We start from the raw sequence: 20,549 nt of genomic DNA on the forward strand, positions 1-20,549 counted from the left end.
AACAGTCTTTCTTTGCAGACTAGCCACATACACATCCTTAGATGTTTGTCTCCAAGAATTCAAGATATTTGGGGTCGTCTTCCATAAAAATTTCAATACCGGCGCCCATGTAAGCCCGGGTTAACTCGTCAGCTGCCTTTTCAAAGTTTTCCTGTTCGTAATATAACTGTCCCAGCCGAAGATGAATATACGGATTACCCAACCCCTTCGGACACTGTACGGCATTAAAAAAGCACTTGAAAGCCTTATCGTATTTCTCCATACGAAAGTGGACATCCCCAACAGCTACATATATCCAGGTTGCGGCCTCCCATTTTTGATGATTTTCAGGCAATAAACGGAGTGCGGCCATATAATTTTGCTTGGCGGCATCAAGATCACCTGTCTTCACTAAATCATCGCCTTGTTTACATAAATCCCTAATTGCGGAATAAGTGGAATCTGAGAGCTGCAATGCGATCCTCCCCCTGTTCTATTCGATTTTATTTAGAAAGTAGCTTGTCTACGACCACTCCTCTAAAAAATAACTATTATGCATGTCAATAGTGTTCTCCAGTCTACCCCAGAACCGAATAGCTGTTTGAATGTGATGGATTTCAACGGCTTCAACCTGAAGGGTATTCCCCTCGTAATGCGGCTGAAACTTTAAAACGACCTTTTCTAAACCGTCATCACTGGTTTCGATATCGAAGTGATAGCAGAATATATCTGAATCGCCTTCAATCGTAGAAATGAACGGCAAGTCATGTCTTTCTTTACCTATGCTGATGCGAGGTTTGTCTCGTCCCTTTGGCATTCGGAAGAAATAACACAGGCTTCCGCTCCAGTAGCCGCTTTTATCTTCAGCATAGTAATCATTGAACTTTTCCGTTACGATCGGCAATTCGAGTATTCGATTGATCTTTTCCACCGTTACTGTTTCACTGAGCCGCTCTTGCCAATAGGCAATTGTCTCCGCGTCGAGGCTTTCCCTGTAGGTGATTTCCTTCAGCATTCGAGGCCAGTAATGATTCAGGATCTGCATATACGGCGCAGGAGAATGGCCTTCCAACTGATGCCAATCCTCCTCCGCATTGTTTTGATAAATCACATCAAGTGAAATTTTCTTAGTAAGAAGAAGCTTTTTGCTCTCTTTTAAGTAAATGAATACAGCGTAAGTTTCATCCTGCAGCAGATATATATTGCCTCCGATTTTTTTTGCCGTCTTCATTAAGATAAGGCCGACTCACCCTTATGCTGACATCATCTAAATAAAAACTGTACATAACGTCCTCCCCGAATAAGGAAGAGGCTAGGATTCGTTGTACATTGTTCACGCTCAATTCTTCATTCTCAAAAATCTGAGGCGGTACTTTCGGCCATCCTTCCATGAGCAGGGGCTGGTTTGCCTTTAGTCTTTCAAACATGCCTTCTTTACATAGCGGTATTTGACCCACGTCATAATTGTCATGATCTTCCAACCAGTAGCATCCTTCCGCCAGCATTGTTTGAACGTCATTTACATTACATTCATCAGCATCAACCCAATGCTTCTTAAAATGGCGTTCACCCTTTATTCGGACATCGTATTCGTCTGTTTCTACAAAAAAAGAAGTCTCGACGTTTCCGCATACGCTAAGCATTCCATGGTTATAGTCGCCCCAAAATAATTCCTTGACTGCCAGATTGCCCCCGATATAAATTTCTTGACCGCCTACAATCATATTGGAGGCTTGTACATTGCCTAGTACAATCAAGCCTGTTGAACCATCCGTATATTCATTATATATGTAGTTGTTGACAATCAAATCTCCTGTTACCAGGATTAAAAACACCGATTGCTGCTCGTGTTCTTCTCTTACCGCATCAATACCCAATGGATAATCAAGATGAATTTGTTCAACGGTCAGGTTTCCTTCATAGACTAGCACCGTTTCATTTTCAAATTCGCCGTTATTCTTCTCATCACGGGAATAAGCCCAGCAGTCTGCGGGGAGCAAGTGCTTGATTTCAGAGAACGTATGTCTGGTATAAGCAGGTATGTCTGTAGCCGTAATATGGTCATCAATCTCGACAGGTCGCGGAGCATTGAAGGCAAGGTCATAATTGGATTCCTCAATAATTTCTACAGCACGTTTCAACCCATAAGAATCATGCTCGGTGTACATCTTTCTCCATTCAAAGTCCCGCAATTCAATACGGCTATCGATGTCGCCATTCCAGTGCACATGAAATCCAAAGCTTTCAAGAAACGATATGATGACCTCCGCAACTTTTAAAGCGTGTTCCGGATTTTCTCTGAACGTGCCAAAAGCAATAGGCAGCACATTACTTTCAATAGCTCTCCTCAGATCCTGCTCGTGATAAAAACAGTAGCCTGCAGGCAATTTTCCTCGTTCAATCAATTCTTCATAACATTCATACGCATCGTCAATCCCGTCGCTTATTGTAATGCCGGCGTTATGCAGAGCAATGATACCTCCATCGCAAAGCATATCAAAGACCGCCACAAGTTGTTCAAAATGAGTTGGGCGAGCCCATTGATTAGAAGCTTCCATATGACTATGGAACAAGCTGTTAATTTCTATCTGAAGCTGTTTGTTATCAATTGGAATGTCATATTCTTCCGTTACTATTTCGAAGATTTCCTCTATGCTATAGAAACCTGATCTGACGAGCAGTTCAATTTGTTCGATCATGTATTTCCTACACCTACCTCGATATATTTGAATCAGGATTCCTCTTTCAACAAAGAAATCTAATATATTCATAGTAGCACATTTTGGAAATACCCTCCCCTATTGCTTAACAAGAGGTCCTGAACGTGGATAATCTTTTTGATTGACCAAACGTTCATTCAATAATAAAATGGAAATGTATTCCATAGGATTTTGAATTGAAAAATGCAGACGATCTAAGCCTGCTAGTGGGCTTCGCTTTATTCTGCGTAAATCAACAAAGGAGTTGAATGTTGATGGAAACACATATGAAGAAGATTGAATTGAATGGACTCCTGTTTCAGTATCGGGAAACTGGTCGACCATCTGCGCCGCCTCTGGTTGCACTTCATGCTTTAGGCTTAAACGCTGAGTCTTGGGATGAAGTTGCCTCTATTTTAGGGGGAAAATACCGCGTCTTGGCTCTAGATCAGCGCGGACACGGAGGCAGCGTTAGGACGGATGAGTATTCTTTTGAGCTTATGCGTGATGATCTGTTTCATTTTGCGAACGCCATGGATCTGGAAAAATTTACATTGATGGGTCATTCTATGGGGGGGACTGTTTCGTACCTTTTCTCGGAAGCCTATCCACGTAGAGTTGAGCGCCTTGTTGTGGAAGATACGCCTCCCCCATTTACCGGCAAATTTTTTGAATTCCCGCCAGAACCATCCGAGCCGCTTCCCTTCGATTGGAAAGTGGTGCCTTCGATTATCCAGCAACTTAACGAACCCAATCCCGAATGGTGGGACCGTCTATCTGAAATTCTTACACCAACTCTTCTCATTGGAGGCGGGGATGCCAGCCATGTTCCGCAAGAAAAGCTATTGGAGGTTTCTAAGCTTATTCCTAATTGTCAATTAATTACGGTTGACGGTGCGGGACATTTCGTTCATCTTGCTAAATTGGATGCCTTTTTGAATGCTGTAAAACCTTTTTAAATGTTATGGAGGATTGACACAAATTGCCCCGTAATCCCGAAGAGTTTGAACGAATTCGACAAGCTGCAAAAGAAAAAATTCATGCAGCGGCGATGCTGCTTTTTATAAAGAAAGGGTATCATGCCACGTCAATAGAAGATGTCTCTAGACAAGCGCAGATATCCAAGGGTCTTCTTTACAATTACTACAAAGGAAAAGAAGACTTATTGGCCGCAATGGTTCAAGTTCGAATTGGAGAAGTAGCTGAGGTCATGGAAAATGCCGCAGCACTTCCAAAGCCGGCTGATCAGCTCCGACATATCGTTGTGGGAGCATTAGAGAATGTTTACCAGCGTCCCGACATATACAGATTTTACTTGAATTTACAGACTCAGCCACAAGATGACCAAATTCTTGGAGCATATGGGCGTAAGCTAAGCGAAGCGTCCCGTACGCAGTTCGAAGTCCAATGTCGTATGTTTCAACAGATGGGGGTTAAGGAGCCTAAGCTTCGTGCGCTCTATTTTTCTTCCGCCTTAAACGGAGCGATGCTGATGATTTCAAGTTATCCTGATTTACCGGTAGACCTGATGAAAGAACAGATGATTAGAGAATATTGCACGGGCGAATAGATATGCTATCGTAGTTGCTCCTGATATTGGAGAGCCTTGTCCTATGGTTATCTGAAACTATGACTGGTTAGTGACAATGATGATCTCGCCACTGAATCTGATAATGGCAGGCAGGTTTATGATGGCATTCGCCTTTTAGTCCTTATATGGTCAATCATACAAGCTTCCTCGATTCAAGAACGTATATTATCGGGGAGGTGAGAACATGCAGAATAAGACTATTTCAAAAAAACCAGGAGTTAGAAAAGCAGTTATTACGCAAACCCTGCCTACACTAGTTCTCTGGGAAAATAACAATCAAACTGGTCGCCGTCTGCGTTTTCGCGGTAACCTAGGAGTGCGCACCCTAGTGATCTTTAATTTTAATGATCTCTTGTCGAGTTTTGTGTTCACAGGCAATCGCAACAGCACCCTTGTGCTTTTCCGGGATATCAATTACCAAGGCCCCCGCAGGGTGTTTCGCGGCTCCATCGAAGTAGACAGCTTGCCTGACTTCAATGATCAGACATCATCCTTCATCATGTCGCGCAGACGATTGACCAATGCTGAGATCGACGACATTCAAGCGCGTCGAGTTGCACCTGAAAACTTCGCCGAGGTTCTCGGAAACGGGACCGTTGCCATGAACAGAAAGAATGTAAAGCGATAATTTGTAAGAAGAGCGATCTTGGGAGCAGCCCCGATCGTTCTTCTTTTAACATGAAAGAAATTTAATTTTCAAAATAAACTCTACTCCAAGTTCCTCGCCTTCATTTGAATATGATAACTCGAACAATAAGAAGACTCGAGGTGACTCTCTTCCATATGCGTATTCTGATTATTGCCCCTGAACAAATACCCGTACCTCCCCCTGTCGGAGGCTCGGTGGAACACAACATCTATCAAATTGCCAAAAAGATTTCTTCCAAGCACCAAGTAACCATTATTAGTCGATTACGTCCCAACTACCCGAGGAAAACGATCCTAGGCCATATTACTATTATTCGAGTAGCTGGCAGTAATAAACAAGCTTACCTATCTAATGTAGTTCATACGATCAAACGTCAGCGCTACGATCTGATTCAAATCGATAATCGCCCTAAATTCGTGCAAACGATTAGAAAAACCTTCCCTCTTACTCCAATTTCTATATTTTTACATTCAACAACTTTCATATCCTCTCCAATAACAACCAAAAAACAAGCCACGAGCGATCTTAGGCAAGCTAATCTCGTTATTGGCAACAGCCTGTCACTTCAAAAGCATTTGAAAAGAAACTTCCCAATCATAAGTCGTAAGGTTCGTTTTGTTCATCTTGGCGTAGATGTTAATCAGTACCGACCTCGTAAGAAGAAATCGGCGGGCTTACATCGTCCTTTTGTCATTCTTTTTGCTGGGAGACTTATTCCTCTCAAAGGGATCCCCGTTCTGATGAAAGCAACTCAGATTGTTAGAAAGTCCATTCCTACTGCTAAACTTCAAATTGCGGGCGGAACTGGCAAGCCAAGCTACAAGAAATACTTGAAGCAGCTCGCTTCAACACTTCGAATTCCAGTTACATTTAAAGGGTATGTTCCACGGAGTCAAATGCCTAGCTTTTACCGATCTGGGGATTGTTTCGTTTGTCCGTCGCAGCGCCATGAAGCGTTTGGATTAGTGAATGTAGAAGCTATGGCTTCCGGCATTCCAGTAGTTGCTTCTAGAATCGGAGGTATTCCAGAGATTATTAAGCATCAACATAACGGAATTTTGGTTTCTAACTACAAAAGACCTGAGGCATTTGCCAAAGAAATTGTTCATTTAGCCAAGAATCCTTCGAAGGCATACAGAATCGCCAAGCATGCCCGGCTGGATGCAACGAAAAAATTCAGTTGGCGAGCTACGGCTAGAAAGCTTGAAAACATTTATTCTTCCAAAATTTCCGAATAAGAGGTGTGCAGGAATGGTGGGTAGAGCAAGAACAATTGGAAGCAAATGGGTTAAAACAAAGGTCCTCTTATTAAATAAAGAACTTCGCAAATTTGTTCCAGAAACAAGAGTCTATAATCAAGCGAACCTTCTTTATATGTTAAAAAAGCATAAAATGGTTTATGTAAAACCAATCAATGGCACTTCCGGACAAGGTGTTATTCGTGTCGAGAAAAATGATAAATACCGTTATCAGGCAGGTCAAACAGCGAAGTCATTTGGAACGTTTCAAGGCCTATTCGCCGCTCTTAGCAAAGCCAAGTTAAACAGATCCTATCTTATCCAGCAAGGTATTCATCTCTTAACACACCAGAAGCGAATCTTCGACGCGCGTCTTATGGTTCAAAAAGTCACGCACAAAAATTGGGAAACAACGGGGTATATCGGCCGAGTAGCTCACCCCCGCAAAATAGTGACGAACTTCCACAATAGCGGCAAACCGCTGTCTTTAGAGGTATTGCTCGGCTCCTATTTAAAAAATCAGAAGAAACATGATTATATCAGAAGCTTACGATACTTAGGGTATCGAATTGCAACGCACTACCAGAAGAGCTATCCCGGATTTAGAGAAATTGGTATTGACATCGGAATCGATAAGAATCTGAAGCCTTGGGTGATAGAAGTCAACACAGCCCCAGATCCCTTCATATTCAACCAGTTAAAAGATAAAAAAATGTTTGTTAAAGTACTTAGACACGCAAGAGCAAACGGCCGGTTTCTACGTGTAAAACGCAAGTAAACCTCATTATTACTTTAGCCAAGTATTACACCTTCATCCACTTCATCAGGGGATTGTGGGTGTTTTTGCATACTCCTTTCCTACAAACCGTGATAATAGGCCACTACATCCTTATCATTGTACCTCCCCCTCTCACCACCGCAGCAGTCACAAGTGAAGCCGAACATCCCGTTTTCCGAGTACATAAGATGTAAGGTGAATTCAAACGCCTTGAAAAGAGTGGTGTTAATGGCAAGTAGAGTACTTGTAATTGAAGTTGAGGAACACATAGCAAGGCAGCTGCAGTTAGAATTCGCACATGTCGGAAATCGTGTAGAGTTAGCTTGTGAGGGTTCAGAAGAGACCGATGGCGAACTTATTAGGCATAACTCCATGATCTATAGGCTTCATGAAACAATCGTGAATCTTCGATCAAGAGAAGTGTTTCAGAATGGGATCAACATCAATTTTACATCAAAAGAATTTGAGCTTCTTGTTTATTTGATCGAACATCGAAATGAAGTTCTTAGTCGGGAACGAATCCTAAACGACGTGTGGGGATACGATTTTCGGGGAAGTTCTAATCTGGTGGATGTATATATCCGCTTTATTCGAAAAAAGCTAATCGCGCCCTATCCGCATATTCGAACCATACGTGGTGTTGGGTATATCCTAGAGGACCAACAGGAATGAAAATAAATAGTAACCTCAGCATTACATGAACATGCATACGCTAAGACACTTTGAAATTATGTTCTGACCATCCCCTCAGCTCAGAACGAGCTTCCCGTGCGAATGAGTGTTTGGTATAACGAAAACAAACTAACGTTCGGGGATGTGGTGTCAGAGGGCAAAGCAAGAGCACATAAATTTGATCGAGTTTCAAAAGCGATTTACAACGGAGTCCGCTTGTCACGATCATCTCTTCAAAATGAAATGGCCTGCGGGCTTCAAATGTGAAATATCCTCGTAACCGTGCTGATTTCTCCATTGTCATATTCGTTCTGGCCTAGCAAATGATGTAAGTGTTATTTTGAATCTGCTCCCGTTTTCGTCGGTGTGTTCTAACTCCAGTTGCCCACCCATCATCTCGGTCAGATGCCTCGCGATGGAGAGTCCGAGCCCCGAGCCGCCTTGGTTGCGGTTACGCGACGATTCTACTCGATAAAACCGTTCAAAAATGAGATCTCTCTGGTGAGCACGAATGCCAATGCCCGTGTCATTCACAAGTACTACCAAGTTCTCGGCTTCCGAAGTTATAAGAATGTTGACTTCACCGCCCTGTCGGTTGTAGCGAACTGCATTCTCGATCACATTATGAAAAACATGGAACCATAGATGTCGACTGCCGACCACGTTATCCATAGGTTGCTGCAAAAGGACTTCCAGCCGTATAGAAACCCCAAGCGTTCGTGAGATCGGTTTAATTTCCACTATGATATCATGCAGCAACTGCCGCAAATCGAAAGTCTCGTCATCTCCCGGGGCATATCTGCCGTCGGACAAAAGAAGCAAGTCTTCAACAAGTGATTCCAGACGGCTTAACATGCGATCCGCAGCAAGTCGGAAGTCTTCCCTGTCTGCAGGATCATCCGGAGATAGAACAAGCACATCCAGCTGCGTTCTCAGTATGGCCAACGGAGTGCGCAACTCGTGCGACGCATCGCTAATGAATCGGCTCTGTTGACGGAATGCAGCCTCTAACCGATCCAGCATGGAGTTGAATGACAGGCCGAGGTCGCGCAGTTCTTCTTCCCATTCTTCCAAACGTAACCGGGTATGAAGGGTGCGGCTATCGATTCCGGCAACTGCTTCGCTCATTTCGCGAACAGGTCTTAAAGCAAGCCCTGAGACCCAATACGAGCTAACCATCCCCGCAATTACAGTGAAAGCAAAGCTGAACAGCATGTTCGGCAAGATCGGGGTGGAGTGAGAAAAGATAGCAAGCAAGCCGGCAAAAATCAAACACAGCATCATAAGAACGGAGGTGGTGTAGAGCGCTAATCGAGTACGCAAAGAGAGGCGGTATCTCTTCATTCGAAGCACACCGCCTCAACATGAGCCCCCGAATGCAGACGATATCCCTCACCTTGCACCGTTATGATATAGGGTTCCGTATGATCGGCAAGTCTTCCGGCGGCAAGCTTCCGGCGTAAAGAATTTATATGAACACGTACGGTCGTACTAAACGGGTCGGCATGGGCATCCCAGATGTGCTCAAGTAAAGTTTCCGCTGATATCGTTGCCTCTGCGTTCAATAACATATACTCCAAGATCGCAAATTCCTTGCGGGTCAGCGGCAAGTACCTCCCCGCTTGCATGACAGTTCGAGCAGCCGAGTCCAGTAACAGATCCCGATAAGCAAGGCGAGAAACCTTAAGTGGAGTTTCCCGCCGTAGTTGCACGCGAATCCGGGCCAACAACTCGTGGTAATGAAAGGGCTTTCCGATATAATCATCTGCCCCTACGTCAAGCCCATTGATAATGTTATGAGAATCGTGACGAGCAGTTAACATGATGATAGAAAGACGGGGTTGTGATTGTCGGAGTCTCTTGCAGACCTCGAAGCCATCCATTACAGGAAGATTAAGATCCAGTAACACAAGATTGTAGCGATTCACTTCTGCCATCTCCCACCCTGCCGCACCATCCTCTGCAATATCCACCGCATACCCTTCCCGGCGCAAGCCCTTGGCCAACGCCTGCGCCATATCTACTTCATCCTCTACCAGTAAAATCCGTATCATCCCCACCCCCTTGTCGAGCAATTTGCATATTATTTCTATTTTAGCATGCTGGATGACTTCTTAACAGGGATGCTACAGGTAGCTGTACGAAGCTTGCGGAATCCGTACCAGGTTCCTCCCCCCAGACAAGCGTCACCACCACGCCAGCGAGGATAAGATGCTCCCGTAGCATTACGCCCATTGCCGAACCTCCAAGCAAGCTGAGTCCCAAAGTTAGGGTAAATGGCAAGTGGCACGGACATATGAGAAAAGAAACTGCAATCCAGAAAATACCTTTGCGCTTCTGCTGCACTACTTGACGCTCCATTGTAAATAACTCCCTTCATGTGTACGATAAGGCAATTATAACAACTCCGTTGTTATATTGATGTTAATTGCCTTCTTACATTCACAACGAGCTTCTTGTTCTATAGGTTGAATAGAATTGCCCAAGCTCTCTGGCAACATGTCCGATAGATCTTTGATTGAATTCACTAGTCTAGAGCATGTCCTTTATGACCTTTTCTTGCGAACGAAATAAATAATTCCTGCAACCAGCACAATTACAGCACCTACGCAATAAATAATGGGGTTCATGTTGTCGCCTCCTTCTTCGATCCGGATAGTTTCATTGTACGATAGGAGATGTTAAATCTTCGTTAAGTCCATGCTGTGACGGCGGTGGAAATTGAAATGATACAGAGCGAGGAGGCAGATCGCAAGCATTCGTTGCCTTTTCTGAAGTAAATGAATGAATAAACTGGTTTTTTGTGTCGTTGGACAACATTTTTTTGTAATTTTTCCCCATCAGAACCTATTTCCATGAGTACAACACAATACGCCATGCATACGGCAAATTGAGCTTATCCAAGACTTGACCGACCAAGCATTCGAGATCCGAGGAAGCAAAGAAGCAATATGGTTTAAAAGTTGATCTTCCGTAGCACTTGCACAAAAAAAGCCGGATTTCCTTAGCGTACGGGATCTCCGGCTTGTTTGAAGATATTTTCGCTTAGCTTACGTTTTCCGCGTTTTGTTGGCGATATCCCTACTTAGAAATTGGAGGGTTTCGCTTGCTGTTGTAAACAATATTTGACACGGTTCTTGATCTAATCACGTGATAAGCATTGCTAATAAGCAATCCGATAAATAAGTACATAAGTCCGCCAAAATAACTATAAATAATCACTCCTACGATTGCGCTCAGCAAACCAAACACCACTTGATCTTTATTGGAGACGGGTGAGGTTGGCGGGTCTGTCAGCATAAATAGTGCAAAGAACAATGACGCGTTTATAAAAGGAGGTCGAAATGCATCGGCAGCTCCTCCCACATGTATGAGCCCCAGCAAGAATAATGACAAAAAATACAAGCTAAGAAATGCAAATACTTGTGGAAATTTGTTAACTCGACTGGTTACCGCGTAACCGGCTACGAGCAGGAATCCGATTGTCCACGCTGGAAGATCTCCAAATGCACCCCACCAGCTCTGTCCGGTTTGAAAACAGAGAATGGATAACAGCAGACCAAAGACAGCCGGATTGAACACCGGTTTATTTTTATATACGAGTAAATGCTTAGATAAGATAGCCATGGTCGCAGTGATTGCCACGATATACCATGTAGTTGCGGTACTTAAAATTAAGGCGATAATAAGGCCTGTGATCACAGCACCATCCGGAATCCATTTTTTTCTTTTTCTCAGACGAAAGCAAATCCAATCCATCCCTACAGCAGTAATCCCAGCAACAATGGCATTAAAGATTCCTTTACTGTCCGATGAGAGTAACGCGGCTATAAGTAGAATGACCGCCAAGGAAATGATGACATAGCTCTTCGGTTTTTTATGCCATGGTTGAGCTGACATTTAGATCCCTCCTACTCTTTCCACATGCAAATTCGATGTTATCAAAATCCCCTTCAGTTCCATGTCGTTGATCATTCTCTTGCCTTGTTCCAAGCCATATAAGCAGACGACTGTTGAGCATACATCCGCCATCATGGCGTAGGGGGCCACAATGCTGCAGCTAGTCAACTCATGTGGAGATTGTTTGCTGATCGGGTTAATAATATGATGGATATCTTCTCTGACTTTGCTTCTTCGCACGTAGCTGCCAGATGTACATACCGCTTCGTTGGTTACATGAATGGAGTCTATGATGTGATTCGCTTGCTCCGGATGCTGAATTCCGATTTGCCAAGCATGTCCTGTTTCATCCAACCCACCAGCATATAGGTCTCCACCCGCATTAATGACAAAACCTTGAAAGCTAGTTAATACTTGAGCGGCTAAGTCAATAGCAAATCCTTTGGCAACCGCACCTAAATCAATCACAAGCGGCCGATTCAAGGTCATCGTTCGATCATGATCGTTTAAGATCACATCCCGATAAGAAGTGTCATCTACAGCTAGGCTTGAAGCGATTTCTTTGGTTAAATAATGTTGATTGAAGCCGTACATTTCCAGTGTTTTTCCGATTGTGGGGTCAAATATCCCCTGTGTCCATTCCGCCATTTCCAAAGCAAACTTCAAGGGTTGAAATAACCATGAACTGATTGGAACAGGCGTTCTAATCTGCTGGCATGCTTTCATCAATTCGCTTTCGGGAGTGAACCGGCTGCAAGCTTGTTCTACCTTTCGAAACGCATTAAATGCTTGCTCTATCACAGGCTCAATATCTAGCGGCGACCGGGAGGTAACCACTTTAATCTCAATAACGGTATCCATCATAAGCTTTGACTTTTTCACAATTTGCACCATTACACATTCCTCGCTTGTGTTAGCGCAGCTTCAATGGCATCTTGGAATGCTTGCGTGCTATACGTTGCTCCTGAAACATTTTGCACTTTGGCGCTTTGCTTTTGTATAACTTCTTGTGGTAACCCCACAACATCGTTCTTAGAATAATGCATGGCAAAGCGACTAATCTCCACGTCGGTGATTTTATCATGGTTTATCGTAACTTTAACTTCAATGGAACCACGACGATTACTTCCAGCCCCATCAAAAGTTCCATTCTTATACTGGCTTTTGACCTGACTGCTGACGGATTGAATATTGGAATTTATGTGGTGCTGTGGCTCCTGTAGAGCAGCTTGCTCTTCTGTTGACAAATATCCAGCACTATAGATTACGCCTATGGCAGTCGTACATAAGATGACCCACTTTTTATCCATTTTGGCCATATGCATTCCTCCAACCTACTAAAATTACATGCTGCGACAACTATCCCCTGCTGGATTCATGTTACACCAAGTAAATGAAAGTAATCTGAAAATAGTCAATCACTGAATTTAATTTCGAATATGCTCCCTTTCCCTTCTTCACTCGTAACGTGAATGTGAGCACCGTGATTGCTTAAGATGTCGGCTGCAATAGAAAGCCCTAATCCTGCCCCGCCCAATTCCGGAACGTGCTTTGTCCACCCTGTAGAAACGCTCGAATATACGTTCGAGTTCTTCTTTTGGTATGCCGATCCCTGTATCAGCAATCTGCAGTTTCATCCCAGCGTTATGAGAAGGTTCACATGCAATCGTGACCTTTCCGCCAGGCGGCGTATACTTAATGGCATTATCAAGTAAGATGTATAGAAGCTGCTTGACTTGATCTGCATGTCCAACAATGAAGCTGCTTCCTAGATCATTCTTAGGTGTTTCCAGCTGTAAGTGTACTCCTTTTTTTAGGGCCAAAGGCTGCATGGATAGGAACACTTGATGAGTAATTTGAACGATATCAACATGCTCTGACTTCACTTGTAAAGATTTAGAATCACTGCGGGCTAGGGTTAACAAGGACTCTACAAGGCGAATCATCCTTTGTACTTCATCTTTTAAATTATGGAGGATGTGCTGTTCAAATTCGGGCAATGTATCCTTGGATTCCTCTAATAATTCTACGGAAGAATGAATAACACTCAGTGGTGTCCTTAGTTCATGAGATGCATTCGTTGTGAATTCAATCTGACGATAATAGGATTTTTTGATAGGAACCATGGCTTTACCGGCAAACACATAAGCCAACCAGATGGCTATGGTTAATAAAACAAAGGTAGAAACCAGTAGAATCAGCCTAATTGTATCCAGAAGCTTTGCATTTGAGGTGATGTCTATAGCCATCCAACATACGCCGCCGGCGTCATGTAAAATGTGGGAACTAACCAGAAAGGTCTGCCTTTCACCCCCTGCTTCCACGTAGAATCGTTCACCCTGCTCACTTTTCATTTCGTTTTGTTGCGCCCAATGTAAGAGCTGATCGGACATCTCTGTATAGCGGCTTGGAGAGGCTTGAGTTCTACCATCTGGATTCCTCCATACGACTAATTCGTCCGAAAGCAGAAAGATCCATTCGATGTTCTTGGTTTCGTGCTCCATAGGACGCTTTTTCTCTTGTTGCTCCTGCAATCGATGTTCCCATTGCTGGGACATTTTTTTCTGCAGATCTTCTAGTTTTTGAAATTCGTTGTGATGAAGGGTTTCCTGTAGAATCAAATAAAAAAAGGCTGTGATGAGAATGATCACAACACTAAGAATACTGCCGAAAAATATCGTCAGCTGCTTTCTTGTCCGATTGAACATTAATCTCCCCCTCTACCACCAGACGGTAACCAAGTCCACGAACATTATGTATGATTTTATCGGAGAAGGGGTCGTCCAGTTTCTTGCGCAATAATTTAATGGTCGCATCAACTGTATTGAGAGTAATTTCCGCATCTAAGCCCCATACGTGGTCAATCAGCTGCTCTCTGCTTAATATTTGTTTAGGATGCTGCGACATAAAGGAAAGCAATTGAAATTCGCGGCGCGAAAGAGGAACGGCTACTCCGTTTCTTTTCACTTCATATGTACCATAGTCAACGACAAGAATATCACCAAATATTTTAGTATCCGCTTCCCAGTTCGTTTCCTTTCTACGGTATAAGGCATGAAGGCGTGCAATTAATTCCTCGAAAGCAAAGGGCTTCACCAAGTAATCATCTGCTCCTGCATTTAAACCCTGCACGCGGTCCGTAATGGAATCACGAGCGGTTAACATAAGGATCGGCGTGCGATCCTTTTTCATTCGGATTTCTTTGCAAAGCTCAATTCCGGTTTTATGGGGCATCATCCAGTCTAAAATATACATATCAAAGGTGGATCGTTCCATGAATTCCATCGCATTTTCTGCATCTAATGCCCATTCCACCTGGTTCAGCTGCTTGTTAAGTTTGTATTGAATCAACTCGCCCAGCTTTCTATCATCCTCGACCAGTAAGATATGCAAGTGTCACCACCACCCTTCTTAGTTTCCCCCCATTGTTACCATGTATTATAAATCGAATCCTTGTTTATTATCGTAGGAAATCCAATATTTTCGCTTATATATTGAGCTTCTTTGTTAGGCACTGTTGTAAAGATGGTCGTACCGTTCTGTTCCTTGATTGCAGTAAGCTGCTGAAGCCACTCCGCGGTCCACTCATCAGGGGTTGTGGAATACTTGAAGAGATTTTCCCAGAGAACGCCGCTCACATACGGTAGCGATGCCGATTCCAAGGTTTCAAATCCATTATTTTGGATCAAATATAAGTTCGGTGATGTAGCCTTTAACCTTTTTAAAAGTTCTACGTACGAGGATCTCAATCTTTCTTGGTAATCCGTTTGGTGAGCAAAATACGAATCGATATGATCAACGGTATCCAAAAACACCCCATCCATACCCTTCTTCACAATTCCCAACTCGATTTGGTCATAAAGAACTTGTCTCAAATGAGATTTGCTCAAGTCTGCCAGGTACGATCTCCATTCTTCGAAATATACCGTATCTCCGTTTTTGTCGTGGAAATAATCGGAATCTTGCAAACGGTCCACATATTGCTGCTGGTGTAAATCGATTTCCATGATACTCTGATATCCGATCACGATTGTACCCTTACTTTTTATAGCTGCGATCTGATCCTGTCTATAGACTGAAGGCTCAATGACGACCAGATCGTAAGCTTTCATTTGCTCAATAATGGCGGGGGTTGGATTGCCGTAGAAGATCTTGTAGGTCTTGATTTTCTTCGTCAGCGTAATAAGCTTGGTATCTCCATTCCATGCAACATGCTGACCGCAAGCTTCTCCTAATATGCGAAGGGGAACCATAACATGTCCCTCACTGATAAAAGGTGACACTGGCATATCTCTTCTTTTTCCGTTGATAACAGTTGCGTTATCCCCAATACGGAACGTAATCTTGACTCCTTTTCCTTCCCCAGTTGCTTCTTGGGTTTGATCATTCCATGTAACTTTCATACCAAGAGCTTCAAAGATCGGGCGCAGCTCGATCATAGTTGTACCGTCATCATTGACAGGGGGAGTGTCTGTTCGAACCATGTGATTCTCGACACGGACTTGGATCGAATCGGCGGCATGGGCCTTCCCACCTGCAAAAGTAACGGTTGATCCTAACATAACCATCATAAACAGACCCATATTTCGCTGCTTAAGTCTCATTTCATTCCTCCAGGATGTAATATCCGTATTATAAAAGAGGAAAATGAAAGCACGATGAAAACAGCGATATCTATTGGGCCTTACATGGTCTATTTTTATTTCCAAACGCCTGTAATTGGCTCAACGTCACCGGATTTACCTGCATAAGGCAGGTTGTACATATCTTCCAATGTGCGAAGAACATTTAAATGTGTGATGGGTTGATCAGACTTTGTGCTTACAACCATCGGTCCAACAAAAAGTGTAGGGATGTGGTTCTTTTTCGATGAATCATCTTCATCCCAAGTTAGAATGACTAAGCTATTATGGTTTTTAGCCCATTGTATATAAGGGTCCAAATGGAGCTTTAACCAATTGTCTGCGGCGTTGATGGTACCATCGTGCATGTCATGATCCAAGTTCGGAATCACATAAGATATGGTGGGCAATTTACTGAAATCTTCGGTAGGAAAGCTCTGCAGCGGCATGTTCCATTCCTTAGGAACATTGCTGAAGTCAACCCAAGGACTATGCTTGCGGCCATATTGGTGATTCGTACAAACAGTTGACCCCACAGATGGTAAATCCTCGGAATAACCTCCGAACGAAAGCTTGGCATTCAGGAGCTCGCTGCCCAAGTTATCTGTTCCAAAGGTATGCCCGCAGGAATCATCCTTCACTCCCTGGTCAGAGCCGGAATATAGAATTAAATAATTAGGTTGACTAGGGTGCGTCATGGCAAAGGATTGCGTAAAAAAGGCTCCTTGCTGGGTCAAAGCGTTCATGTAAGGAGCTGATTTGTTCCCGATCACCTTATCGAAGGAATGGTTCTCCTCAACAACGATCACTACATGTTCAGGCTTAGGAAGACCTGAACTTTTCGTTTGGGTAGTTGCTGGGGTCGTAGATGCTGGCGTGTGACTGGGCACGGCCGGTTTAGATGATGAGATAGGCGCAGCTGGTGCAGCCTCGCCCGAGGGTTGCTTGGTGCTTGTTGGACTGGATGCGGGAGCTGATTGCGTCTGTTTCGCAGGCGTTGGCTGCGCTTGATTGGGAGCATCTGTTTGTGAACAGGCTGTCAGAAACAGCAGAAATGAACTTAGACAAAGTAGAAATTTCAACACGGTATTCCGCCTCTCGATGCTAATAGTGAATGATTTCGATGAATGAGCAGCGTGTGACTTGACATCTGGCCTAGCTAAGCGGCCTCTTTTTCCATTTTTCCAGCACCCACAGCGTTATGATGCCAATGGAGTACACCATAATCAGGAAGAATAGCAGGGCTCCAATCAGCGGTATATTCATAAAAGAAACCAATACGGCGGAGCCTGTTAATGCAACTAGCCAGTCGGGACTAGCATGGCTCAATCGAATATAAGACCCAACTACCATACTTAAGACTGCGAATCCATAAATGAATGCAAACACAATGAAAATTAAGATCATTACCGCAAGAGGAATCCCAATAATCATAATAAAGAGCAATACGGATAGCGCGATAAGAATTAAACTGCTGAAAAATCCAATGGATAAAAGAGATCCTGGGGCGCGGCGAGCACGATCAACAAACGAGTTCATTCTACTTTTGCTTACAAATACGATGAGGACAGACAACATGACAAGTAGAATACTAACTGCCAGCTGTGAAAGCCAAGTTCCGACGACGATCCCTCCACCTATGAGCAGGCTATTTTTGGTCGCAGTATCGAAAGAAAAGTCGATGATTTCATCTGTTACAACTGCACCCTGCTCGGCCCGCACATTACCGCCAATGACGAAAACAAAACCATTGACTTTGGCTGATGATTTTAAATTTACATCCCCGTTGAATACTATAACACCATCGGTTACTGTTCCTAGAATGGTAGCATCCCCACCTATGACGATGACATCATCTACACTTTGATTTTCTGGAACAATCGTATTTTGATGATCAAAGATTCCCTTAGCCATCGCATGAGTCGGCAGCAGCAATAGGAAACAAACGAGCAATATGCTTATCGTGAGCATCGAATGTTTATTTTTCAAATCGAATCCCCCTGAATTACTTTAGATTTCAGCAAGTGCTTGATCGATAAGCCGGATGTGATAATGATCACAAGAGCAATTACAGCCATACTCAAAACCATTAACGGTTCGGCCCCCAACACGTTGCCAATTGCATAAATCATATTAAATCCGAACTTAACTAAGATTGAACTCAGATTAAATAGAATGGAATTAGAGAATATAGCAACTATTACAAATAGAACTAGTACAGTTAGAATTGGAACCAAGAACCATTTACGCAATCGTGTACGTGAAGTTGACACCTTCATCTTTAATTCTGTAATAACTTTATCTTCCAGGCTAACGGGTGCTTCAATAGGGCGTAATGAAGTAAATATCTGATTCTGGATAGCCAGCAAATCATTGCGTAACGCGGAGCACTCCAGACACTGCTCCAAATGCTCTTCGACAAGCTTGCGTTCTTCTTCTGTCAATTCATAATCTATATAAGCGGATATGAGATCCTCGATATGGTCAGTCAAGTCTATTCCTCCATTCCCCTTTTCATTTCCTTGCGCAGCAAAAGCCGCGCGGCGTTTATGCGTGATTTAACGGTTCCAACAGGAATGTGGATCATCCCGGCAATTTCGTCATAAGTATAACCTTCCACATCTCGTAGGATAATAACTTCTTTGTGTTCCGGGCTTAATGTATTCATAGCTTCTTGTATGGACATCTGCAGATCGGTTTGCTTTAAATCGATTTGTGTTGTCGTTTCAACCCACTCCTGTGGCGACGTATTCTCCTTTTTACGCTTTTGCAGCCTATCGTAGCACAAATTAGAGACAATGCGAGTTAACCACGATGTAAAAGCAAAGCTATTTTCAAGCTTGGGAAGTGCATAGAATGCTTTAATAAAAGCTTCTTGAGCCACATCTTCTGCTTCCATCCGATCTGACAGCATGCCGAATGCATAGCGATACACGCTGGCTTTATATCTCTTGATAAGCAAGGCGAATGCTTCTTTATCGCCAGCTTTAGCTGTGCGGATTACTTCATATAATTCTTGATCCACGCATAATCTTCCCCCCAGAGCACCTACATAAAAACGATCTACGATGAAGTCGACAAGCTCATCTTATTCCATTTAGTGAGCCGGAAAATTTCTAACATCATGATATTTAAGCTCAACCAAACTCCTCCGAACACATAGCCTGCCATCACATCACTCGGATATTGGATGTTGAAATAAACTCTGCTAAGCCCCACAAGTAAGGAAACAGCAAGCACCAAGAGTGCAGATGCCACTGTTCGAACCCATGTCACATGCAGATGCCGTACAAATAAAAATAACGCGAAACCTAAGAATGTGATCGTTATTAACGTTTGTTCGCTGGGAAAGGTTCCTACAATATTCTTCGGTCCCGTGCAATGAAAAAGTCTCCGTAGTCCCTCGTCCCACAGTTCACCTCCGATTAAAACGAACAACATGAACCCCATTTCAAGCAGAGGGTGCCAGATAAGCAAGCGATTCATCCAAGTATTCCAAAGGTTCAGTTAAATTTTTCATTATTTTTTACTTTCATTCAGTAATAATACCCCTTAAGCAAGATTTGCCTAAGGGGATCATGATTTACTTACTTTTCTTAACAAGTCATTCGTAACAGGCTGGTAATACAAGGATCATCGAGCCTTCGACAACCCTCTTCATGTTACATCTCACTCCTCGTTTTATTGATTTTTGATCGCTTCGTCCATATCTTTTGCTCGATAATTTCATAGGTGTCTATGGATAGCTGTAAATAACGTTTAGCAATTGCAGACCGTTCGAACAGCTGATGCACGGAAATGGCACTCACTATCCCCAAGAAGGCTCCGGCTGTTACATCAAGTGGATAATGAACACCTGTCCAGATGCGTGATAAAGCAATCAGCGATGCTATTGTTAACCACACTGTGCCGTCCTTTTTTCGGTACATCCAGATAGCAGCTGCGATTACAAATGCTCCTGTTGCATGATCGCTAGGAAAAGATGCATTAGCCGGATGTTGAATTAATTGAATAACAGCATGATGAACAAAAGGTCTGTCGCGATAAAAGAAATGTGAAATGATTCCCCCGATGCCAAGGGCTGCGCAAGCCGACAAGAGGGCTGAGGCCACCATTCTTCGGTTCATGGGAAGCCTAGTTAACCAATAAATAACGACGCCTAAGTAAAACAAATACTCTGCATCTTGTGCTAAAAAGCGCATCAATGGATTCATTGATGGAATGCTTGCCGCTAAATGATTAATGAACTGAAAAACCTGATAATCCATGTTAAACGTATTCAATTGCCATGACCTTCTTTCGTGTTGGTTACATACAGAATAAAAGGACTGGCTTTTTTTCATAAAAGTTCAGCCAAAGCAAATTCGGAGAAAAAATAGATAATAGTCCGAAAATGGACCATTCTCTATTTCTACATAACG

The 20,549-nt window shown here is 43.3% G+C and carries 23 protein-coding genes and 1 pseudogene; 6 read left to right on the top strand and 18 right to left on the bottom strand.

Translation table 11 applies throughout. The features are described from left to right. Positions 1-37: 37 nt before the first annotated feature. The 3 genes from L0M14_RS11415 to L0M14_RS11425 are packed head-to-tail and all read right to left on the bottom strand — an operon-like array spanning position 38 to position 2,678. Complete coding sequence (locus L0M14_RS11415; protein ID WP_311198872.1) at positions 38-454, bottom strand: tetratricopeptide repeat protein; 417 nt, start codon at positions 452-454, stop codon at positions 38-40. Positions 455-502: 48 nt separating this feature from the next. After that, the gene (locus L0M14_RS11420; protein WP_235122196.1) at positions 503-1,210 is read right to left on the bottom strand and encodes a hypothetical protein; all 708 of its coding nucleotides are present in this window, start codon (positions 1,208-1,210) and stop codon (positions 503-505) included. After that, positions 1,161-2,678 (bottom strand): DUF6891 domain-containing protein, encoded by a 1,518-nt coding sequence (locus tag L0M14_RS11425; RefSeq protein WP_235122197.1) that lies wholly within the window; start codon positions 2,676-2,678, stop codon positions 1,161-1,163. Before L0M14_RS11425 ends, L0M14_RS11420 begins: the two co-directional genes overlap by 50 nt. 275 nt (positions 2,679-2,953) lie before the next feature. Between L0M14_RS11425 and L0M14_RS11430 the strand changes: the two genes are divergently transcribed. The 6 genes from L0M14_RS11430 (at position 2,954) to L0M14_RS11455 (ending at position 7,606) form a co-directional block, all read left to right on the top strand. Further along, on the top strand, positions 2,954-3,637 hold the full coding sequence (locus L0M14_RS11430; protein ID WP_235122198.1) for an alpha/beta fold hydrolase: 684 nt from the start codon (positions 2,954-2,956) through the stop codon (positions 3,635-3,637). A 23-nt stretch (positions 3,638-3,660) separates the two neighbouring features. Next, positions 3,661-4,248 (top strand): TetR/AcrR family transcriptional regulator, encoded by a 588-nt coding sequence (locus tag L0M14_RS11435; protein WP_235122199.1) that lies wholly within the window; start codon positions 3,661-3,663, stop codon positions 4,246-4,248. Positions 4,249-4,453: 205 nt separating this feature from the next. Further along, complete coding sequence (locus L0M14_RS11440; RefSeq protein WP_235122200.1) at positions 4,454-4,897, top strand: peptidase inhibitor family I36 protein; 444 nt, start codon at positions 4,454-4,456, stop codon at positions 4,895-4,897. 155 nt (positions 4,898-5,052) lie between these two features. Beyond that, the gene (locus L0M14_RS11445; RefSeq protein WP_235122201.1) at positions 5,053-6,156 is read left to right on the top strand and encodes a glycosyltransferase family 4 protein; all 1,104 of its coding nucleotides are present in this window, start codon (positions 5,053-5,055) and stop codon (positions 6,154-6,156) included. A 13-nt stretch (positions 6,157-6,169) separates the two neighbouring features. Continuing rightward, positions 6,170-6,934, top strand: a complete 765-nt coding sequence (locus L0M14_RS11450; RefSeq protein WP_235122202.1) for a YheC/YheD family protein — start codon at positions 6,170-6,172, stop codon at positions 6,932-6,934. Positions 6,935-7,162: 228 nt separating this feature from the next. Continuing rightward, positions 7,163-7,606, top strand: coding sequence for a winged helix-turn-helix domain-containing protein (locus L0M14_RS11455; RefSeq protein WP_235122203.1), 444 nt, complete (start codon positions 7,163-7,165; stop codon positions 7,604-7,606). A 300-nt stretch (positions 7,607-7,906) separates the two neighbouring features. On the opposite strand, the gene L0M14_RS11460 is transcribed toward L0M14_RS11455, so the two are convergent. The 15 genes and pseudogenes from L0M14_RS11460 to L0M14_RS11530 form a co-directional block, all read right to left on the bottom strand. Then, entirely contained in the window at positions 7,907-8,950 is a 1,044-nt protein-coding gene (locus L0M14_RS11460) for a sensor histidine kinase (protein ID WP_235122204.1), read from the bottom strand. After that, on the bottom strand, positions 8,947-9,660 hold the full coding sequence (locus L0M14_RS11465) for a response regulator transcription factor (RefSeq protein ID WP_235122205.1): 714 nt from the start codon (positions 9,658-9,660) through the stop codon (positions 8,947-8,949). Before L0M14_RS11465 ends, L0M14_RS11460 begins: the two co-directional genes overlap by 4 nt. 40 nt (positions 9,661-9,700) lie before the next feature. Next, on the bottom strand, positions 9,701-9,967 hold the full coding sequence (locus tag L0M14_RS11470; protein WP_235122206.1) for a hypothetical protein: 267 nt from the start codon (positions 9,965-9,967) through the stop codon (positions 9,701-9,703). Positions 9,968-10,687: 720 nt separating this feature from the next. Then, a complete protein-coding gene (locus L0M14_RS11475) occupies positions 10,688-11,506 on the bottom strand; it encodes an RnfABCDGE type electron transport complex subunit D (protein WP_235122207.1) in 819 nt (272 codons plus the stop codon). After that, complete coding sequence (locus L0M14_RS11480) at positions 11,507-12,400, bottom strand: FAD:protein FMN transferase (protein ID WP_235122208.1); 894 nt, start codon at positions 12,398-12,400, stop codon at positions 11,507-11,509. Further along, positions 12,400-12,825, bottom strand: coding sequence for an FMN-binding protein (locus L0M14_RS11485; RefSeq protein ID WP_235122209.1), 426 nt, complete (start codon positions 12,823-12,825; stop codon positions 12,400-12,402). Before L0M14_RS11485 ends, L0M14_RS11480 begins: the two co-directional genes overlap by 1 nt. Positions 12,826-12,920: 95 nt before the next feature. Further along, positions 12,921-14,214, bottom strand: a pseudogene (locus L0M14_RS11490) (sensor histidine kinase). Next, positions 14,162-14,899, bottom strand: a complete 738-nt coding sequence (locus L0M14_RS11495) for a response regulator transcription factor (protein ID WP_235122211.1) — start codon at positions 14,897-14,899, stop codon at positions 14,162-14,164. The pseudogene L0M14_RS11490 and the gene L0M14_RS11495 overlap by 53 nt, the downstream one beginning before the upstream one ends. A gap of 35 nt (positions 14,900-14,934) precedes the next feature. Beyond that, positions 14,935-16,110, bottom strand: a complete 1,176-nt coding sequence (locus L0M14_RS11500; RefSeq protein WP_235122212.1) for a stalk domain-containing protein — start codon at positions 16,108-16,110, stop codon at positions 14,935-14,937. 95 nt (positions 16,111-16,205) lie between these two features. After that, positions 16,206-17,213, bottom strand: a complete 1,008-nt coding sequence (locus tag L0M14_RS11505) for an alkaline phosphatase family protein (RefSeq protein ID WP_235122213.1) — start codon at positions 17,211-17,213, stop codon at positions 16,206-16,208. A 70-nt stretch (positions 17,214-17,283) separates the two neighbouring features. Then, entirely contained in the window at positions 17,284-18,117 is an 834-nt protein-coding gene (locus L0M14_RS11510) for a hypothetical protein (protein WP_235122214.1), read from the bottom strand. Then, positions 18,114-18,620, bottom strand: a complete 507-nt coding sequence (locus L0M14_RS11515) for an anti-sigma factor family protein (RefSeq protein ID WP_235122215.1) — start codon at positions 18,618-18,620, stop codon at positions 18,114-18,116. The genes L0M14_RS11510 and L0M14_RS11515 overlap by 4 nt, the downstream gene beginning before the upstream one ends. A 2-nt stretch (positions 18,621-18,622) precedes the next feature. After that, positions 18,623-19,153, bottom strand: coding sequence for an RNA polymerase sigma factor (locus L0M14_RS11520; protein ID WP_235122216.1), 531 nt, complete (start codon positions 19,151-19,153; stop codon positions 18,623-18,625). A gap of 38 nt (positions 19,154-19,191) precedes the next feature. Continuing rightward, positions 19,192-19,614, bottom strand: a complete 423-nt coding sequence (locus L0M14_RS11525; protein WP_235122217.1) for a phosphatase PAP2 family protein — start codon at positions 19,612-19,614, stop codon at positions 19,192-19,194. A 176-nt stretch (positions 19,615-19,790) separates the two neighbouring features. Next, positions 19,791-20,396, bottom strand: coding sequence for an undecaprenyl-diphosphatase (locus L0M14_RS11530; RefSeq protein ID WP_235122218.1), 606 nt, complete (start codon positions 20,394-20,396; stop codon positions 19,791-19,793). Positions 20,397-20,549: the final 153 nt, after the last annotated feature.

Origin of the sequence: Paenibacillus hexagrammi, from assembly GCF_021513275.1 — a bacterium.
GTDB classification, from domain to species: domain Bacteria; phylum Bacillota; class Bacilli; order Paenibacillales; family NBRC-103111; genus Paenibacillus_E; species Paenibacillus_E hexagrammi.